We start from the raw sequence: 14,279 nt of genomic DNA on the forward strand, positions 1-14,279 counted from the left end.
TTTTTCCGCGCCTGCCATTGTCAGACGCTCATTTGCTGTTGCGCGGGTCGATCCAGCCCACATTGCCGTCATCGCGGCGATGCACGACGTTGACCCCGCCATGTTTCTCGTTGCGGAAGACCAGCATCGAGGCATTGGCCAGTTCCATCTGCATCACCGCCTCGCCGACCGAGAGCGTGGGGACCTTGGTCTCCATCTCGGCCACGATCACGGGAGCAAGGCCACCGCCGTCCTCGTGCGACTCTTCTTCATCCGCGGCGAGCACATACAGGCCGGCAGCGCCAAATTCAACAGGCTGCGAACGTTCCTTGTGATGATCCTTCAGCCGGCGCTTGTGGCGGCGCAGCTGCTTGTCCATCTTCTCACGGCAAGATTCGAAGGCTGCATAGATCTCGGTTGCATGGCCCGTCGCCGTGGCGGTCAGGCCGGTCGACAGATGAACCGTCGCTTCACAGATATACTCATGCGCATCGCGCGAAAACACCACGGTCGCATCCGTGGGGCGCTGCATATACTTGTCCACCGTTTCGCCCAGTTCGGACTTTACATGGGTTTGCAGCGCTTCGCCCACGTCAAGCTGTTTGCCGCTGATCTGGTACCGCATGGCTTCTCCTTCACGTCAGTGGCCCGAACCCGGACGGAATTGTCGGGGAGGCGGGCCGGTTAAATCTGGGGAATGGCTGTGCGCAGGGCAATGGCCGAGACGGACCGGAATCGGTCGAAAAGGGTGCTCGGGCAATGGGGCCATGTTCACGCATTTGTCTCATTTGGGAACGGATCGCGAGGGGTGTCAACGGGTCAACTTCGCTGCACCGCAGCACTCAGATGATGCGGAAGTTTTGCCCCAGATAGACGCGGCGCACATTTTCATCGTGGACCACCTCTTCGGTGGTGCCCGACATCAGCACCTTGCCATCATGCAGGATATAGGCGCGGTCCACGATCTCGAGCGTTTCGCGCACGTTATGGTCGGTGATGAGCACACCGATCCCACGTTCCTTGAGCTGCGACACCAACGCGCGGATCTCTCCGACGGCGATCGGATCGACCCCGGCGAAGGGTTCGTCAAGCAGCAGATACTTGGGGTCGGCAGCCAGGCAGCGCGCGATCTCCACCCGTCGCCGCTCGCCCCCCGAGAGCGCCAGCGCCGAGGCGTGGCGCAGATGCTCAATCGAGAACTCGCCAAGCAATTCTTCCAGTCTTTCCCGTCGCTTGTGCGGATCGTGCTCGGCGATTTCCAGCACGGCCATGATGTTCTTCTCAACCGAAAGGCCGCGGAAGATCGAGGCCTCTTGCGGCAGGTAGCCGATGCCCAATTTGGCGCGGCGATACATCGGCAGGGTGGTCACATCGCGCCCGTCTATGGAGACCTGACCGGAGTCGGGGGTGATCAGCCCGGCGACATTGTAAAAGCAGGTGGTCTTTCCCGAGCCGTTCGGACCCAGAAGCGCCACGACCTCGCCGCGGTTCAACTCCAGCGAGACATCGCGGATCACCAGCCGCTTGCGATAGCTCTTGCGCAGGTTGGTGACGCGCAGGCCGCCTGCACCCTCGGCCAGGCTGAGTTCGGGGGTGGCCATCAGTTGCCCCCCGGTTGCAGGATCGTGCGAACCCGCCCGTCCATCCGGCCCACGCCGGTATTCAGATCGACGTCGAGCTTTTGCCCCGACATGACGCTCGCACCCTGGGTCAGCAGTACATCGCCCGTCATCACGAGCCGCCCGGTGGTCACATCATAGACCGCGTCGCTGGCCTCGGCGGCCTCGGTCGGCGAGGCCAGCGTGACCCCGCCCGAGGCGTGTAGCCGCGCGATCTTGGAATTGTCCGCGCCATACTCGACCTGCACCGTTGCCGCCTGCAGGCGCATCTCGCCCTGGCCGATCACGACATTGCCCGAAAACACCGCCGTGCCATCCGCCTGGTTAACCGACAGGCTGTCGGCCGTCACCTCGACCGGGGCCGCGGTATCGGCACGCAGCCCGGCGAAGGCCACCTCCTGTGCCGAAACGGCCACCGGTACGAGCAGAAAAATCAGGGCAAGAATGCGCGAACGGGAGAACATGAAAACCTCACTCTTGCGGCTGATATATCAGCTTTACATGCCCATTGAAAATCAGATCCTGCGAACCTGCCGCATTGGTCGTCATCAACATCGAATCGGCATTGATCGTGCCGAAGGGGCCGTCGGCCATCACCGGCTGCGGCGCTTCGAGGCGCGAGCGGTCGGTGGCGATCTGCACCACGGGCGTCGCCATGCGATAGCCCGTCGAGGTCTGCACCGTAACCCCGTCGGACAGCCTGATCCCCTCGTTGCCGGGATCGAGCAGCCCGGCGGCCGCCGTCAGATCGGTCACCATGCCATCGCGCGACTCGATCTTGGCCACCAGCTGCTCGGCCGAGGCCCCCGCGCCGCCATTCGGATCGGGCCGCGCGGCGCTGGCGCGCACCGTCAGGGCGGAGCCATCCTCAGTCATGCCCGCATAGGTCGGCGAGGTCATGCGTTGTTCACGCGCAAGTTCGGCCACATCGACCTTGGCATAGAACTGGGCAAGCTGCGGATCGACCTTGTCCGAGAACATGAACAGCGTGGACAACAGCGCAAGCGCGGCCAGCGGCAGGGCAATCTTGACCCATGCCACGATCATCGAATGGCTGTTGTCATAGCGCATCAGACCACCCCGGCGCGCAGGCAGTCATGGATATGCAGGATGCCGACCGGGCGCCCCTCCTCGACCGCGAAAAGGCAGGTGATCTTCTTCTCGTTCATCACGGCCACGGCGGATTCGGCCAGCACACCGGGCGCGATGGTGCGCGGGTTGCGCGTCATCACCTCGGCGGCGGTATGGCCCAACAGGCCCTCCATGTGACGGCGCAGGTCGCCATCGGTGATGATGCCCGACAGGTGCCCCTCGGAGTCGGTGACCCCGACAACGCCAAAGCCTTTCTGGCTGATGACCAGAAGCGCCTCGGACATGGGCGTGGCCTCGGGGACCAGCGGCATGTCCTCATGCATGAGGTCGGCGACCTTGGACAGCTTCGCCCCCAGCTTGCCGCCCGGATGGAAGGTGCGGAAATGCTCGGGCGTGAACGCACGATGCTCCATCAGCGCGACGGCCAGCGCATCGCCCAGTGCCAGCGTCATGGTGGTCGAGGTGGTGGGCACATTGCCGGTGCCGCAGGCCTCGGTCGCGCGCGGCAGCACCAGCGCGACATCGGCCTGACGCAGCAGGGTCGAGTCGGGCCGGCTGGCAACCCCGATCAGCGGGATCTGAAAACGCCGAGTATGGGCGATCAGGTCCGCGAGTTCGGGCGTCTCGCCCGAGTTCGACAGCACCAGCGCCACATCGTCGCGCGTGACCATGCCCAGATCGCCGTGGCTCGCCTCGGCCGGGTGGACGAATTGCGCGGGCGTACCGGTCGAGGCCAGCGTCGCCGCGATCTTGCGCCCGACATGGCCCGACTTGCCCATGCCTGACACGATAACGCGGCCGCGCGCCTTCAAGATCGTCTCGACCGCTGCAACGAAGGTGCCGTTCAGGCCCTCGGCCAGTTGCGCCAGCCCCTCGGCTTCAATCTCGATCACGCGGCGGGCGGTGGCGATGTAATCAGTGGTGGAAGATGTCATTGGGCTCCTCCCACCCCATCAGGTCAAGCTGTGCGCGCGCGGGCAGGAAGTCGAAGCACGATTTCGCCAGCCCCGTGCGGCCCTCGCGCGCCAAACGCTCAATCAGCACCTCGCGCAGGCGGTGCAGGTAGAGCACGTCCGAGGCCGCGTATTCGAGCTGCGCCTGCGTCAGTTCCGCCGCGCCCCAGTCCGAGGTCTGCTGTTGCTTGGAAATATCCACGCCCGCCAGTTCCTGAAGCAGGTATTTCAGCCCGTGACGATCGGTGAAGGTGCGCACCATCTTGGACGCGATCTTGGTGCAGAAGACCGGTGCGGTGATGACGCCGAAGGCGTTGTAAAGCGCGGCAATGTCGAATCGCGCGAAGTGGAACAGCTTCTCCACCCCCGGATCGGCGAGCATCGCACAGAGGCGCGGGGCCTCGGTCTGGCCCTTGGCGATCTGCACCAGATGCGCGTCGCCATCGCCCGAGGAAAGCTGCACAAGGCACAACCGGTCGCGGCGCGGGTCAAGCCCCATGGTTTCGGTGTCAATGGCAACCACGGGCCCAAGGGTCAGCCCCTCGGGCAGGTCGTTCTGATGCAGGTAAATGGCCACGCCGGATCCTCTTGTTCTTGTCGGCGCAGATATAATCCCTTTGTGCGGGCTTTGCCAACGCAACCCGGCCTCACGGCTGCGGCAGTTGCGTCGTAACGGCGCGCTTACGCCGATTTCGTCAGTTATGGGCCATCCGTCGCGCGTTCGACGCCATGACGCCCCCCGCCCCATCGCCTTTGGTCGTGGCTGCGCAACGGCCTAAACACCTGCAGAAGGCAGGCTGGACCTGTCGGGGAACTGAGCATCCGCCTAAAAACCGAAGGCGCGGTCCGCCTGGATCGCGCCTTCATACAAGCTGTGCCGAGATCCAGATCAGAAATGGATTTCGAGGTTCATGCTCACCGACGAAGTCTCCCGCGCGCCGACTTTCTCATAGTCGTACCCCACGTTGAAACGCGGGATGTGTCGCAAATTCTTGGTTCACCTGTGGGGCTTGATCCGCCAGTCATGACAATCGGTTGGTAGCGGATATGCAGCGTGATCGAGTTCAGGGGCGTGCATTATCCGAAGTCGGTGATCTTGCGCGGTCTTTTTCTACCTCCGCTACGCCGTCTCCAACCGCGACCTGGAGGAGATCCTGGCCGAGCGTGGGTGAAGGTCGACCACGCGACGCTGAACCGCTGGGTGGTGAAGTTAGCGCCGCAAATCGCCGCGCGGGCGCAGTCGAGAAAGCGGCCGACGGCCAGTTCGTGGCGGATGGATGAGACTTACATCAAAGTCAAAGGCCGTTGGACCTATCTTTACCGTGCTGTGGATCGTCACGGCCAAACCCTTGACTTCATGCTCTCCGAGCGGCGCGATCTGGCCGCCGCGCAGCGCTTCTTCCGGCTGATGGTCAGCGGAAATGGCGTGCCCGAGCGTGTCGTCATAGACAAGAGTGGTGCCAATCTGGCCGGGCTTCAGGCAGTGAGCACGATCCAAAATTCACCGGCAGCGGACGAACGATCGAGGTCCGGCAGGTCAAATACCTCAACAATATTCTCGAGCAGGACCACCGTTTCATCAAGCGGATCACCGGCCCGATGATGGGGTTCAAAGCCTTTCACTCGGCCGCCGCCACCATTGCCGGGATCGAAACCGCACACCTGATCCGCAAGGGGGAGATCCCGGCCGATGGGGAAACTGCTTGCCAGATCTACGCCGGGCTCGCAGCATAAGTTTGTCCTGCAGCTGGGTTATTTCGCTTTCAAGAAAACTTTGCGACGGTACCCCCCTAGGTGCTTCGCGTCTTCATTTGACTGGATTGGCGGACGGATAGTGAAACCGGCGTGCGCATCGCGGGCTGCGGGGTTTCTTGATGTTCGAGCCAGTTCACGACGGTATTCGCGGCCCGCGCCCCAATCGCAGCGATGTCGCAACGCACTGAAGACAAAGCCGGATAGGTCTGCGCGACATCCTGAATGTCGTCGAATCCGACGATCAGGAAATCCTCGCCAACCTTTCGCCCGATCTCGTAGAAGCCCGACAGCATTCCGAGAGCGACGAGGTCATTGAAGCAGACCGCCGCATCGATGTCGGGGTGCTCCTCCGACAGCTTCTTCGCCGCGTTTCGACCGAACTCACGGCTTGATTTTCCCGTCATGACGATCGGCTTCATCGCGGCCTCTCGTAGCACCTCGAGATAACCCGCCTTGCGCTCTTCCGTGACCGCGCGGCCCTCAAGCCCGCCGACGAAGGCTATCCGATGGGCCTTCATCTCGATCAGGTGACGTGTCGCCTCCCTGCTGCCTGACACGTAGTCCGGCGCAATGAAGGGGAACAGCTCAAGCCTGTCATCAACCTGGCGCAGCATCTGCATCGTCGGTATGCCAGCGCGCGCGATCGCATCGAACGTTGCCTTCGTGTCCCCATATGTCGGACAGATGATCAACGCCGAAACGCCGTGCTCGATCATCGAACTGACCACCTGCTCTTGCAGGTCTGCATTCTCGTCCGCGTTGGCGATGACGGTCGAATAGCCCTTCTCAGCCAGAGCCATCTGAAGCGATGTCGCAAACTCGGTGAAGAACGGGTTGCGCAGATCGTTAATGACCAAACCGATAAGCCCGGCATTTGACATGCGCATGTTCGCGGCGGAGCGGTTGTAGACATAACCGATATCGGCCATCGCCTGCCGAACCGCCTGGCGTGTGTCCTCCCGGACTGACGGGCTGTTTTGCAAGACAAGGCTCACGGTCGACTTGGAGACGCCGGCTTTGCGGGCAACATCAATGATTGTCGGCCTACGATTCATGGTCACCTTGTCTCTGCCTTCGAGGTTCGATTGGGTCTTGTAGCACTCTTTAAGGCATTTGAATGCTTATCAAAGCGCCTGCGCCGCGACTGTAGGAAGATCGAAGCACAGAATGCCCTCTTTGCCGCCCACTGCGCCCTCTACCAGCTTTGCGCCCAGCGCCTGATGATCGGCGTTGTCCTGGTAAGCCTGAAGGGCCTCCCAATCCGCGAAATCCACGACGAAGCCGTGCATGTAGCCGCGCTCCATCTTCTCGGGGCTCTCGCTGCGGCCCGAGGTCACGCTCAGAAGGCCCGGGATCTTGCCCTCGATGTCATGCAGTTCCGCAAACAGCTCGGCGATGCGCGCCTCGCTCAGCTCTGGTTTGAAACGTATCAAAACGATGTGACGTACCATGGCTCAGCCCATTCCGTGTTCTGCCTTGATCATATCGGCGGCTTTCTCACCAATCATGATCGCTGCGGCGTTTGTGTTTGAAGAAATCACCGTCGGCATGATCGAGTTGTCAACGATCCGAAGGCCGTCAATTCCGTTGAACCGGAGTGACGTATCCACGACGGCCGCATCATCGGAACCCATACGGCAGGTGCCGACACAATGGTGCGACGTCTTGGAGTGCTGGCAAATGAAGTCGAAATAGTCTTCGTCGGTCTTCACATCCGGCCCCGGCAATCGCTCCGCCAGAATGTATTTGGATAGCGCTGGCTGTGCAGAGATTTTCTGCGTCAGCTTCAGACCGCGGATAGACATCTCCCGATCCCGTGGATCCTGAAGATAGTTCGGGTCGATCAAGGGCGCTTTCGCCGGATCTGCGCTCTGCAGACGAACCGTCCCGCGCGAGCGAGGGCGCAGATAGCACGAGTTGAGCGTGATACCGCCCTGAGGCATCGCGGCGACACCGTGCTCGATACCCGTGCCCAGCCCGAGGTGGAACTGAATGTCGGGCGAGCGGGCCTCGGGATCAGCGTACCAGAAGCCGCCGGTTTCAAAGAGAGAGGAGGCAACCGGCCCCTTGCGGCCAAAGATGTACTGCAGGCCCGCGATCGCCGCCCAATGCGGCTTCGCGTAGCGATCATAGCTGTAGGGTCCGGACAGTTCGCTGATGCAATACAGGTCCAGGTGATCCTGGAGGTTTTCTCCGACTTGTGGCTGGTCGAATGCGGGCTTAATGCCCAGTGCCTGCAGATGGTCGGCGGGCCCGATGCCGGACAACTGCAAGAGGCGCGGCGACCCGATCGCGCCCGAGGCGAGCAGAACCTCTGAACCTGCGGAGAGCCGGGTACCGTCCATCAGCTCGACGCCGCTCGCACGTCCGTTCTCGACGATCAGACGGCGGACCTGCGCACCCAACCTGACCGTGAGGTTCTTGCGGTGCCGATTGGGGGTCACATACGCCATGGAGGCCGACGAACGGCGGACATTGCGCTGCGTCAGCTGGTAATAGCAAACGCCGTCCTGCTTTTCGCCATTGATATCCATGTTTCGCGGAATACCCAACGCGGCCGCTGCCTCAAAATAGGCTTCGCAAACCGGCAAGGGCGCGCGTGGCTCACTGACCCCAAGAGGTCCGCCCTTGCCGTGGAAGCGGTTCTCGTAGGTCTCGTTGTCTTCCGCCTTCTTGAAGTAGGGCAGAACGTCATCATACCCCCAGCCATCGCAGCCCATCTGCCGCCAGTCGTCATAGTCCTGCGCATTGCCGCGCGTGTAGATCTGCGCATTGATGGCCGATCCACCGCCGATGACCTTGGCCTGCGTGTACCGGAAGACTTTGTTTTGCATATGTTTCTGTGGAACCGTATCCCAGCCCCACGAGCCGATGCCCTTCGTCATCTTCGCGAAGCCGGCCGGCAGATGATAAAACGGATGCCGATCGCTGCCGCCAGCTTCCAGCAAAAGGACTTGTGCCGACGGGTCCTCCGACAACCGACCAGCAAGAACCGAGCCGGCAGAACCGCCGCCGATGATGATGAAATCGTAACCTCTGGACATTTCGTTGCCCTCCTCAAATCGGCCGACCTTGTCGCAAGGTGCGGTCTAAGCAGCCTTCGCGTTTCGTTCGATATGCTCCGCGGCCCGGATCGACAGGGCTGCGATGGTCAACGCGGGGTTCACCGCGGCCGAAGTCGGCAGGACCGACGCATCGGTGATGTAAAGGTTCGAATGGTCGTGGCTGCGGCAATTGGCATCCACAACGCTGGAGGCCCCGTCGCACCCCATGCGCGCCGTGCCGCACTGGTGCGAGGGGGTGCGGCGATCAAACGGGCGGGACAGAACTATCGGGTAGCCGGCCTTGCGCAGCACGCTCTTGAGCCGAGAGACCAGTGCCAAATGGGCATCCCAGTTGGATCGTCTCCAATCCAGTCTGATCCGGCCATGCTCCAGGGTAACGCGGCTTTCCGGGTTCGGCAGATCTTCGGACATCGCGTAGATGTCGAGCGAGTGGCGCGCGACCCAGTTTGCGATGGATCGCGGCAAGGGCGAAGACGCCTGAAGGATCGCGCCGGAAATCTTGCCAAGCATCTGCGCGTTGCCCAAGGGCTCACCGTTCGGCCCGCCCGTCAGGTAGAAGTCATTCAGCGCCAGCGTCTTTTGATAGACCGAGTCATTGCGTCGAAACGGGTGCAGCGCCAGGATCGCCGAGCAATTGTGGTTCATGAAGTTGCGGCCGACCTGGTCTGAACGATTGGCAAGCCCATTGGGGTTGGCTTCGTTCGCCGAGGCCAGCAGCAGCGCCGCAGTTTGCACGGCACCCGCCGCCAGAACCACGATCGGAGCCGACAAGCTCTCTCCGGAGGTCAGTTCAACCCCGGCGATGCGGTTGCCCTCCCCCGAGATCAGGCGGCGAACGCGGGCCTGCGTCCGCAAGGTTACGTTGGCATGCTGCAACGCAGCCTTCAGGCCTGCGGTCTCCGCGTCCAGCTTGCCGCCATTGGTGTCGGGGAATGCATCCCATGGCGTTCTTGCGCGCGAAAGCCATTGCTCAAGATCCACGCCAAGCGGGAGTCGACTCGGGTGCAACCCGAGAGAAGTCAGCCGCGCACGCAGATCCGCTATCGCGGGCTCATCCGGAACCGGCCCGAACGGATAGGGAGACGAATGGGGCGGCTCTGTCGGGTCATCCCCAAGATTTCCGCGGACAGAGTACAATTGCTCGGCACGGCAATAGAAAGGCTCAAGCTCGTCGTAGGAAATCGGCCATCCGGGCGTTGTGCCCCCAATATGCTTGCGCGGAGAAAAGTCTTCGCGCCGGTAGCGGATGAGAACCGCGCCGTAGAACTTCGAGTTTCCACCGACATAGTAGTAGTTGCCCGGGTTGAATGGCCGCCCCTCGCCGTCCAGCCACTCTTCGTCGGGCCGGTAATGGCCGTCGACAAAGATTGATCTGTCATCGCGGTCATGCGCGGAAGGGCGCAGATAGTCCCCGCGCTCAAGGATCAGGACGCGCCGCCCCGATCCGGCAAGAGACGCCGCCATGGTGGCGCCCCCCATTCCGGACCCGACGATGATTACGTCAGCGCCATTCATGGCTTGATGCGTTCTTCGGTCTTGGGATCGAAGGCGACGGCCTTGTCCATGTTGATCGCGAAATCGAACTCTTGCCCGGCGCCGACATTCGCATCGGCCCGCATGCGCGCGACAATGTCGATGCCACCAAGCTCCATGGTGACGAACGTATCTGCGCCTGCCGGCTCAGTAACGCCGATCCGGTTGCGAAACGGCACGATATTGTTGGAGTTCCGATCCGCTCCGTCCGGGTCGGTGATCGACTCGGGGCGTATGCCGAGCAGGATCTCCTTGCCAGACCAGTCAGACATATTGGCCTGACTGAATTTCAGGAGTTTCTCCACACCGCCAGCGTCCTTGATCTGGGCATGGGGCACCCCCTCATGCATGATGACTTTTGCCGGTAGAACGTTCATTGCAGGACTGCCCATGAATGTCGCCACATAGACATTGGCCGGGGTGTCGTAGATTTCCTTCGGCGTGCCCAACTGCTGCACATAGCCCTGATACATGACCGCAATCCGGGTCGAGAGCGTCATCGCCTCGATCTGGTCATGCGTCACATAAACGATCGTCGTCTTTAGCTTCTCGTGCAACTTCTTGATCTCTGTCCGCATATCGACGCGCAGTTTGGCATCAAGGTTGGACAAGGGTTCATCGAACAGAAAGACGTCCGGATCACGGACCAGGGCGCGGCCCATGGCGACGCGCTGCCGCTGTCCGCCGGACAACTGCCCCGGCTTCCTGTCCAGCAGGTTCTCGATCTGCAAGAGCTTTGCGACATCCTTCAGGGCCCGGTCACGCTCCGCTTTCGGGGTGCCATGCATTTCGAGCCCGAATGTCATGTTCTGCCCAACGGTCATGTTCGGGTAGAGCGCATAGCTTTGGAACACCATGGCAATGTTGCGCTTTGAGGGATGCACGCCATTGACCACCCGGCCCTTGATCGAAATGTCGCCCGAGGTAATGCTTTCCAATCCCGCGATCATGTTGAGCAGGGTGGACTTTCCGCAACCCGACGGCCCGACCAGCACGAGGAACTCGCCCTCCTGTACTTCGATGTCCACGCGATGAAGAACCTCGACAGAACCATATGACTTGGTGACGTTCTGGATATCGAGAAATCCCATGGCTTTATCCTTTCACAGAGCCTGCCATCAGACCGCGCACGAAGTAGCGACCTGCGACGATATAGACGAGGAGGGTTGGCAGCGCGGCGAGGATCGCCCCTGCAAAGTGAACGTTGTATTCTTTGACGCCCGTCGAGGACTGGACGAGGTTGTTGAGCGCAACGGTCATCGGCTGTGTCTGCCCGCCAAACGATGCACCGAACAGGAAGTCGTTCCAGATATTGGTGAATTGCCAGATGACGCAGACCACGGTGATCGGGCCCGAAACCGGAAGCATGATCCGCCAGAAAATCCGGAAGAACCCCGCACCGTCAATCATGGCGGCCCGCACCAGTTCCGTCGGAAAGGCGGCGTAGTAATTGCGGTAGTAGAGCGTCGAGAAACCGATGCCGTAAACGACATGGACCAGGATCAGGCCGGGAATGGAGCCCGCCAGACCTAGTTTTCCTAGCACCGTGGCCATCGGGATCAGCACGATCTGAAACGGGATGAAGCACGAAAACAGCAGCAGACCGAAGATGATCTTGTCGCCGCGAAAGCTCCACTTTGTCAGCACGTAGCCGTTGAGTGCGCCAAGAACCGTCGAGATCGCGACCGATGGCACCACCATCAGGATCGAGTTGATGAAGTAGGGCTTCAACCCTGTCGGCTCCACGCCGATCTGCGCCGAAGACCATGCCTGCCTCCAGGGTTCGGCGGTCCATGTATCCGGAAGGGCCATCATGTTCCCGCCAGTGATCTCGGCCAGTGGCTTCAGCGAGTTGGCGATCATGACGAACAACGGCATCAGGTAGAAGAACATGAAGAGAAGCAGGATACCGTAGATGAAGGCACGGGTGATCCCTCCGGTCCGGACGGCGGTATCTTGTTCAGCTACGGCCATCACTTCTTCTCCTTCAGCTCAGCGTAGAGATACGGGGTCATGATTGCGGCAATGGTCATCAGCATGATCACGGCCGAAGCCGCACCAATTCCCATCGAATTGCGCGTAAACGTGTAGGAATACATGAAAGTCGCCGGCAGCTCTGTCGCGCGCCCCGGTCCGCCTCCGGTCAGCGCGATGATCAGGTCATAGGACTTCACCGCAAGGTGGGCGAGAATGACGAAGGCCGAGAGAAAGGCCGGACGGAGCAGAGGAATGACGATCCGGCGATAGAGGCTCCAGTTCGAAGCGCCATCGATCTGGGCCGCTTTGAGGATCTCGTTGTCAATGCCGCGCAAGCCCGCAAGGAACATCGCCATGACAAAGCCGGACGTCTGCCAGACCGCGGCGATAACGACGGTGTAGATCGCCATGTCCCGGTCTTTGATCCAGTTGAACTCGAAGCTCGCCCAACCCCAAAGGTGCATCGTGTTCTCGATTCCGATGCCGGGATCCATGATCCACTTCCACGCCGTGCCGGTCACGATGAAGCTCAGCGCCATCGGGTAGAGGTAGATCGGACGAAGTATGCCTTCGCCGCGGATCTTCTGATCAAGCAAGATCGCAAGCGTCAGGCCGATGGCCGTGCAAATGCCGATGTAGAGCGAAGAGAAGATGAGAAGGTTGACGACCGCTGTCCACCAGGCAGACAGGTTCCACAGTTTTGCGTAGTTCTCAAAGCCGACCAGGTCGTAGCTGGGCAGCATCTTGGAGTCGGAAAAGCTGAGATAAATCGTAAGGGCAATGAAACCATAGACAAAGACCAACATCGCGGCCAGCGAGGGCGACAGGACCAGCTTTGGAATCCATTCTTGCAGGCGAGTGCGAAAATCCGCCTCCGGGGCACGTTGCGCCATGGTTCCTCCTACGCCGCGAGGTTGCGGCCATCTTGATTGCTATCTCGCGGCAATGGCCCGAACACTCACTGAACCATTCCGATGATCGCGAAGGCGGCGGGTGGCCGCCTTCGCAGGCAACTCATATTACTGAGCGGCTTCGACCGCGTTCACCAGTTCTTTGGTGGCGGTCGCGGCGTCGTACTCGCCGTTGAAATGGGCGGTCACGACGTCATAGATCGCATTCTTGACCGCCGCGCGATTGGCATGGCCATGGGCGATGGAGCCAACCAGCGTCCCATTTGCCGAAGCTTCCGCAAGCTCCACCATGCCTTGCTTTCCACAGGCGTCAAACGCGTCGTTCGGGACATCGGTGCGCGCGGGAACCGAGCCTTTGACCACGTTGAACGCCGACTGGAAGCCCGGCGACATGATCGCGCGCGCCATCTCGGCTTGCGCGGCCTGCGCGGCGGTATCGGTCTGCGCAAACATGGCGAACTGGTCGGAGTTGAAGCTCACATCGCCCTGGGTGCCCGGAAGACGGAAGCACAGGAAATCGGTGCCGGGCACCTTGCCTGCGTTCAGGAATTCACCCTTCGCCCAATCGCCCATGATCTGGAAAGCGGCATCGCCATTGATGACCATCGCCGATGCCAGGTTCCAGTCGCGGCCAGAGAAGTTGTCGTCCGCAAAGCTGCGGAGGGTCGCCATCCGGTTGAAGGCTTCGACCGTCTGCTCGGAACCCAGCGCTTCCGAGTCAAGTTCGATGAAAGCCTTCTTGTAGAAGTCCACGCCACCGACCGACAGAACGATGCCATCGAACATCGTTGCATCCTGCCAGGCCTGCCCGCCATGAGCCAATGCGATGCGGCCGCTGTCTTTGACCGCCTGCATCGCCGCGACGAATTCCTCCCAGGTTGCCGGCTGCGCGATGCCGAGCTCATCAAGGACGGCCTTGTTCGCCCAGACCCAGTTCGTCGAGTGGACATTGACGGGGGCTGCGACCCAATGGCCGTCGTATTTCGAGAACGCCTGAAGAGCGGCCGGGACAACGGCATCCCAGCCTTCTTCAGCGGCAACCGCGTCGAGGTTGGCAAGCTTGCCTTCTTCAGCCCAGTCCTGAATGTCGTAGCCCAGCATCTGAACTGCCGTCGGCGCGTCGCCAGAGGTCACACGTGCGCGCAGCGTCGTCATGGCCGATTCACCGCCCCCACCGGCGACCGGCATGTCGATCCAACCGATACCATCGGCAGCGAGACCGTCTTTCAGCACGTTGAGCGCCGAGGCTTCGCCGCCGGACGTCCACCAGTGCAGTACTTCGACGTCCTCGGCATGTGCCATGCCGGTCGTCGCCATGAGAGTCATGACAAGAGCTGTCTTCGTTCCAAAATAACCACGCATTGATGTCTCCTCCTGATGTCGCGTTGGTTTCTT

The 14,279-nt window shown here is 61.2% G+C and carries 14 protein-coding genes and 1 pseudogene; 1 reads left to right on the top strand and 14 read right to left on the bottom strand.

Features of this window, described 5'->3' with window-relative positions:
• Positions 1 to 28: 28 nt before the first annotated feature.
• The 6 genes from hpf to N3C64_RS14115 form a co-directional block, all read right to left on the bottom strand.
• Positions 29 to 604 carry a ribosome hibernation-promoting factor, HPF/YfiA family gene (gene hpf / locus N3C64_RS14090; RefSeq protein WP_218631170.1) on the bottom strand — a complete coding sequence of 192 codons (576 nt, stop codon included), beginning with the start codon at positions 602 to 604 and terminating at the stop codon, positions 29 to 31.
• Between the two features lie 217 nt (positions 605 to 821).
• Positions 822 to 1,580, bottom strand: a complete 759-nt coding sequence (lptB, locus tag N3C64_RS14095) for an LPS export ABC transporter ATP-binding protein (RefSeq protein WP_218631169.1) — start codon at positions 1,578 to 1,580, stop codon at positions 822 to 824.
• Entirely contained in the window at positions 1,580 to 2,062 is a 483-nt protein-coding gene (gene lptA, locus N3C64_RS14100) for a lipopolysaccharide transport periplasmic protein LptA (RefSeq protein WP_218631168.1), read from the bottom strand. Before lptA ends, lptB begins: the two co-directional genes overlap by 1 nt.
• Before the next feature lie 7 nt (positions 2,063 to 2,069).
• Positions 2,070 to 2,669, bottom strand: coding sequence for a hypothetical protein (locus N3C64_RS14105; RefSeq protein WP_260014933.1), 600 nt, complete (start codon positions 2,667 to 2,669; stop codon positions 2,070 to 2,072).
• A complete protein-coding gene (locus N3C64_RS14110) occupies positions 2,669 to 3,625 on the bottom strand; it encodes a KpsF/GutQ family sugar-phosphate isomerase (protein WP_260014934.1) in 957 nt (318 codons plus the stop codon). Before N3C64_RS14110 ends, N3C64_RS14105 begins: the two co-directional genes overlap by 1 nt.
• Complete coding sequence (locus tag N3C64_RS14115) at positions 3,606 to 4,220, bottom strand: ribonuclease D (protein WP_218631165.1); 615 nt, start codon at positions 4,218 to 4,220, stop codon at positions 3,606 to 3,608. Before N3C64_RS14115 ends, N3C64_RS14110 begins: the two co-directional genes overlap by 20 nt.
• Positions 4,221 to 4,697: 477 nt before the next feature.
• Here N3C64_RS14115 and N3C64_RS14120 point away from each other — a divergent pair.
• Positions 4,698 to 5,377, top strand: a pseudogene (locus tag N3C64_RS14120) (IS6 family transposase).
• 56 nt (positions 5,378 to 5,433) lie between these two features.
• Here the strand turns inward: N3C64_RS14120 and N3C64_RS14125 are convergent.
• The 8 genes from N3C64_RS14125 to N3C64_RS14160 form a co-directional block, all read right to left on the bottom strand.
• Positions 5,434 to 6,453 carry a LacI family DNA-binding transcriptional regulator gene (locus N3C64_RS14125; RefSeq protein ID WP_260014956.1) on the bottom strand — a complete coding sequence of 340 codons (1,020 nt, stop codon included), beginning with the start codon at positions 6,451 to 6,453 and terminating at the stop codon, positions 5,434 to 5,436.
• A 69-nt stretch (positions 6,454 to 6,522) separates the two neighbouring features.
• Positions 6,523 to 6,849 carry a Dabb family protein gene (locus tag N3C64_RS14130; protein ID WP_218631162.1) on the bottom strand — a complete coding sequence of 109 codons (327 nt, stop codon included), beginning with the start codon at positions 6,847 to 6,849 and terminating at the stop codon, positions 6,523 to 6,525.
• A 3-nt stretch (positions 6,850 to 6,852) separates the two neighbouring features.
• Positions 6,853 to 8,442, bottom strand: coding sequence for a GMC family oxidoreductase (locus N3C64_RS14135; RefSeq protein WP_260014935.1), 1,590 nt, complete (start codon positions 8,440 to 8,442; stop codon positions 6,853 to 6,855).
• 45 nt (positions 8,443 to 8,487) lie between these two features.
• The gene (locus N3C64_RS14140; protein ID WP_260014936.1) at positions 8,488 to 9,978 is read right to left on the bottom strand and encodes a GMC oxidoreductase; all 1,491 of its coding nucleotides are present in this window, start codon (positions 9,976 to 9,978) and stop codon (positions 8,488 to 8,490) included.
• Positions 9,975 to 11,087 carry an ABC transporter ATP-binding protein gene (locus N3C64_RS14145; protein ID WP_260014937.1) on the bottom strand — a complete coding sequence of 371 codons (1,113 nt, stop codon included), beginning with the start codon at positions 11,085 to 11,087 and terminating at the stop codon, positions 9,975 to 9,977. Before N3C64_RS14145 ends, N3C64_RS14140 begins: the two co-directional genes overlap by 4 nt.
• Before the next feature lie 4 nt (positions 11,088 to 11,091).
• Complete coding sequence (locus tag N3C64_RS14150) at positions 11,092 to 11,970, bottom strand: carbohydrate ABC transporter permease (protein WP_218631158.1); 879 nt, start codon at positions 11,968 to 11,970, stop codon at positions 11,092 to 11,094.
• Positions 11,970 to 12,866 (bottom strand): carbohydrate ABC transporter permease, encoded by an 897-nt coding sequence (locus N3C64_RS14155; protein ID WP_260014938.1) that lies wholly within the window; start codon positions 12,864 to 12,866, stop codon positions 11,970 to 11,972. The genes N3C64_RS14150 and N3C64_RS14155 overlap by 1 nt, the downstream gene beginning before the upstream one ends.
• 126 nt (positions 12,867 to 12,992) lie before the next feature.
• On the bottom strand, positions 12,993 to 14,246 hold the full coding sequence (locus N3C64_RS14160; protein WP_218631195.1) for an ABC transporter substrate-binding protein: 1,254 nt from the start codon (positions 14,244 to 14,246) through the stop codon (positions 12,993 to 12,995).
• Positions 14,247 to 14,279: the final 33 nt, after the last annotated feature.

It is taken from the genome of Sedimentimonas flavescens, from assembly GCF_025154035.1.
Lineage (GTDB): Bacteria > Pseudomonadota > Alphaproteobacteria > Rhodobacterales > Rhodobacteraceae > Rhodobacter > Rhodobacter flavescens.

Bases quoted from the DNA above. Each gene is read 5' to 3' on its own strand.
- hpf (WP_218631170.1), bottom strand. From the start codon at position 604: ATGCGGTACCAGATCAGCGGCAAACAGCTTGACGTGGGCGAAGCGCTG.
- lptB (WP_218631169.1), bottom strand. From the start codon at position 1,580: ATGGCCACCCCCGAACTCAGCCTGGCCGAGGGTGCAGGCGGCCTGCGC.
- lptA (WP_218631168.1), bottom strand. From the start codon at position 2,062: ATGTTCTCCCGTTCGCGCATTCTTGCCCTGATTTTTCTGCTCGTACCG.
- N3C64_RS14105 (WP_260014933.1), bottom strand. From the start codon at position 2,669: ATGCGCTATGACAACAGCCATTCGATGATCGTGGCATGGGTCAAGATT.
- N3C64_RS14110 (WP_260014934.1), bottom strand. From the start codon at position 3,625: ATGACATCTTCCACCACTGATTACATCGCCACCGCCCGCCGCGTGATC.
- N3C64_RS14125 (WP_260014956.1), bottom strand. From the start codon at position 6,453: ATGAATCGTAGGCCGACAATCATTGATGTTGCCCGCAAAGCCGGCGTC.
- N3C64_RS14130 (WP_218631162.1), bottom strand. From the start codon at position 6,849: ATGGTACGTCACATCGTTTTGATACGTTTCAAACCAGAGCTGAGCGAG.
- N3C64_RS14135 (WP_260014935.1), bottom strand. From the start codon at position 8,442: ATGTCCAGAGGTTACGATTTCATCATCATCGGCGGCGGTTCTGCCGGC.
- N3C64_RS14140 (WP_260014936.1), bottom strand. From the start codon at position 9,978: ATGAATGGCGCTGACGTAATCATCGTCGGGTCCGGAATGGGGGGCGCC.
- N3C64_RS14145 (WP_260014937.1), bottom strand. From the start codon at position 11,087: ATGGGATTTCTCGATATCCAGAACGTCACCAAGTCATATGGTTCTGTC.
- N3C64_RS14150 (WP_218631158.1), bottom strand. From the start codon at position 11,970: ATGGCCGTAGCTGAACAAGATACCGCCGTCCGGACCGGAGGGATCACC.
- N3C64_RS14155 (WP_260014938.1), bottom strand. From the start codon at position 12,866: ATGGCGCAACGTGCCCCGGAGGCGGATTTTCGCACTCGCCTGCAAGAA.
- N3C64_RS14160 (WP_218631195.1), bottom strand. From the start codon at position 14,246: ATGCGTGGTTATTTTGGAACGAAGACAGCTCTTGTCATGACTCTCATG.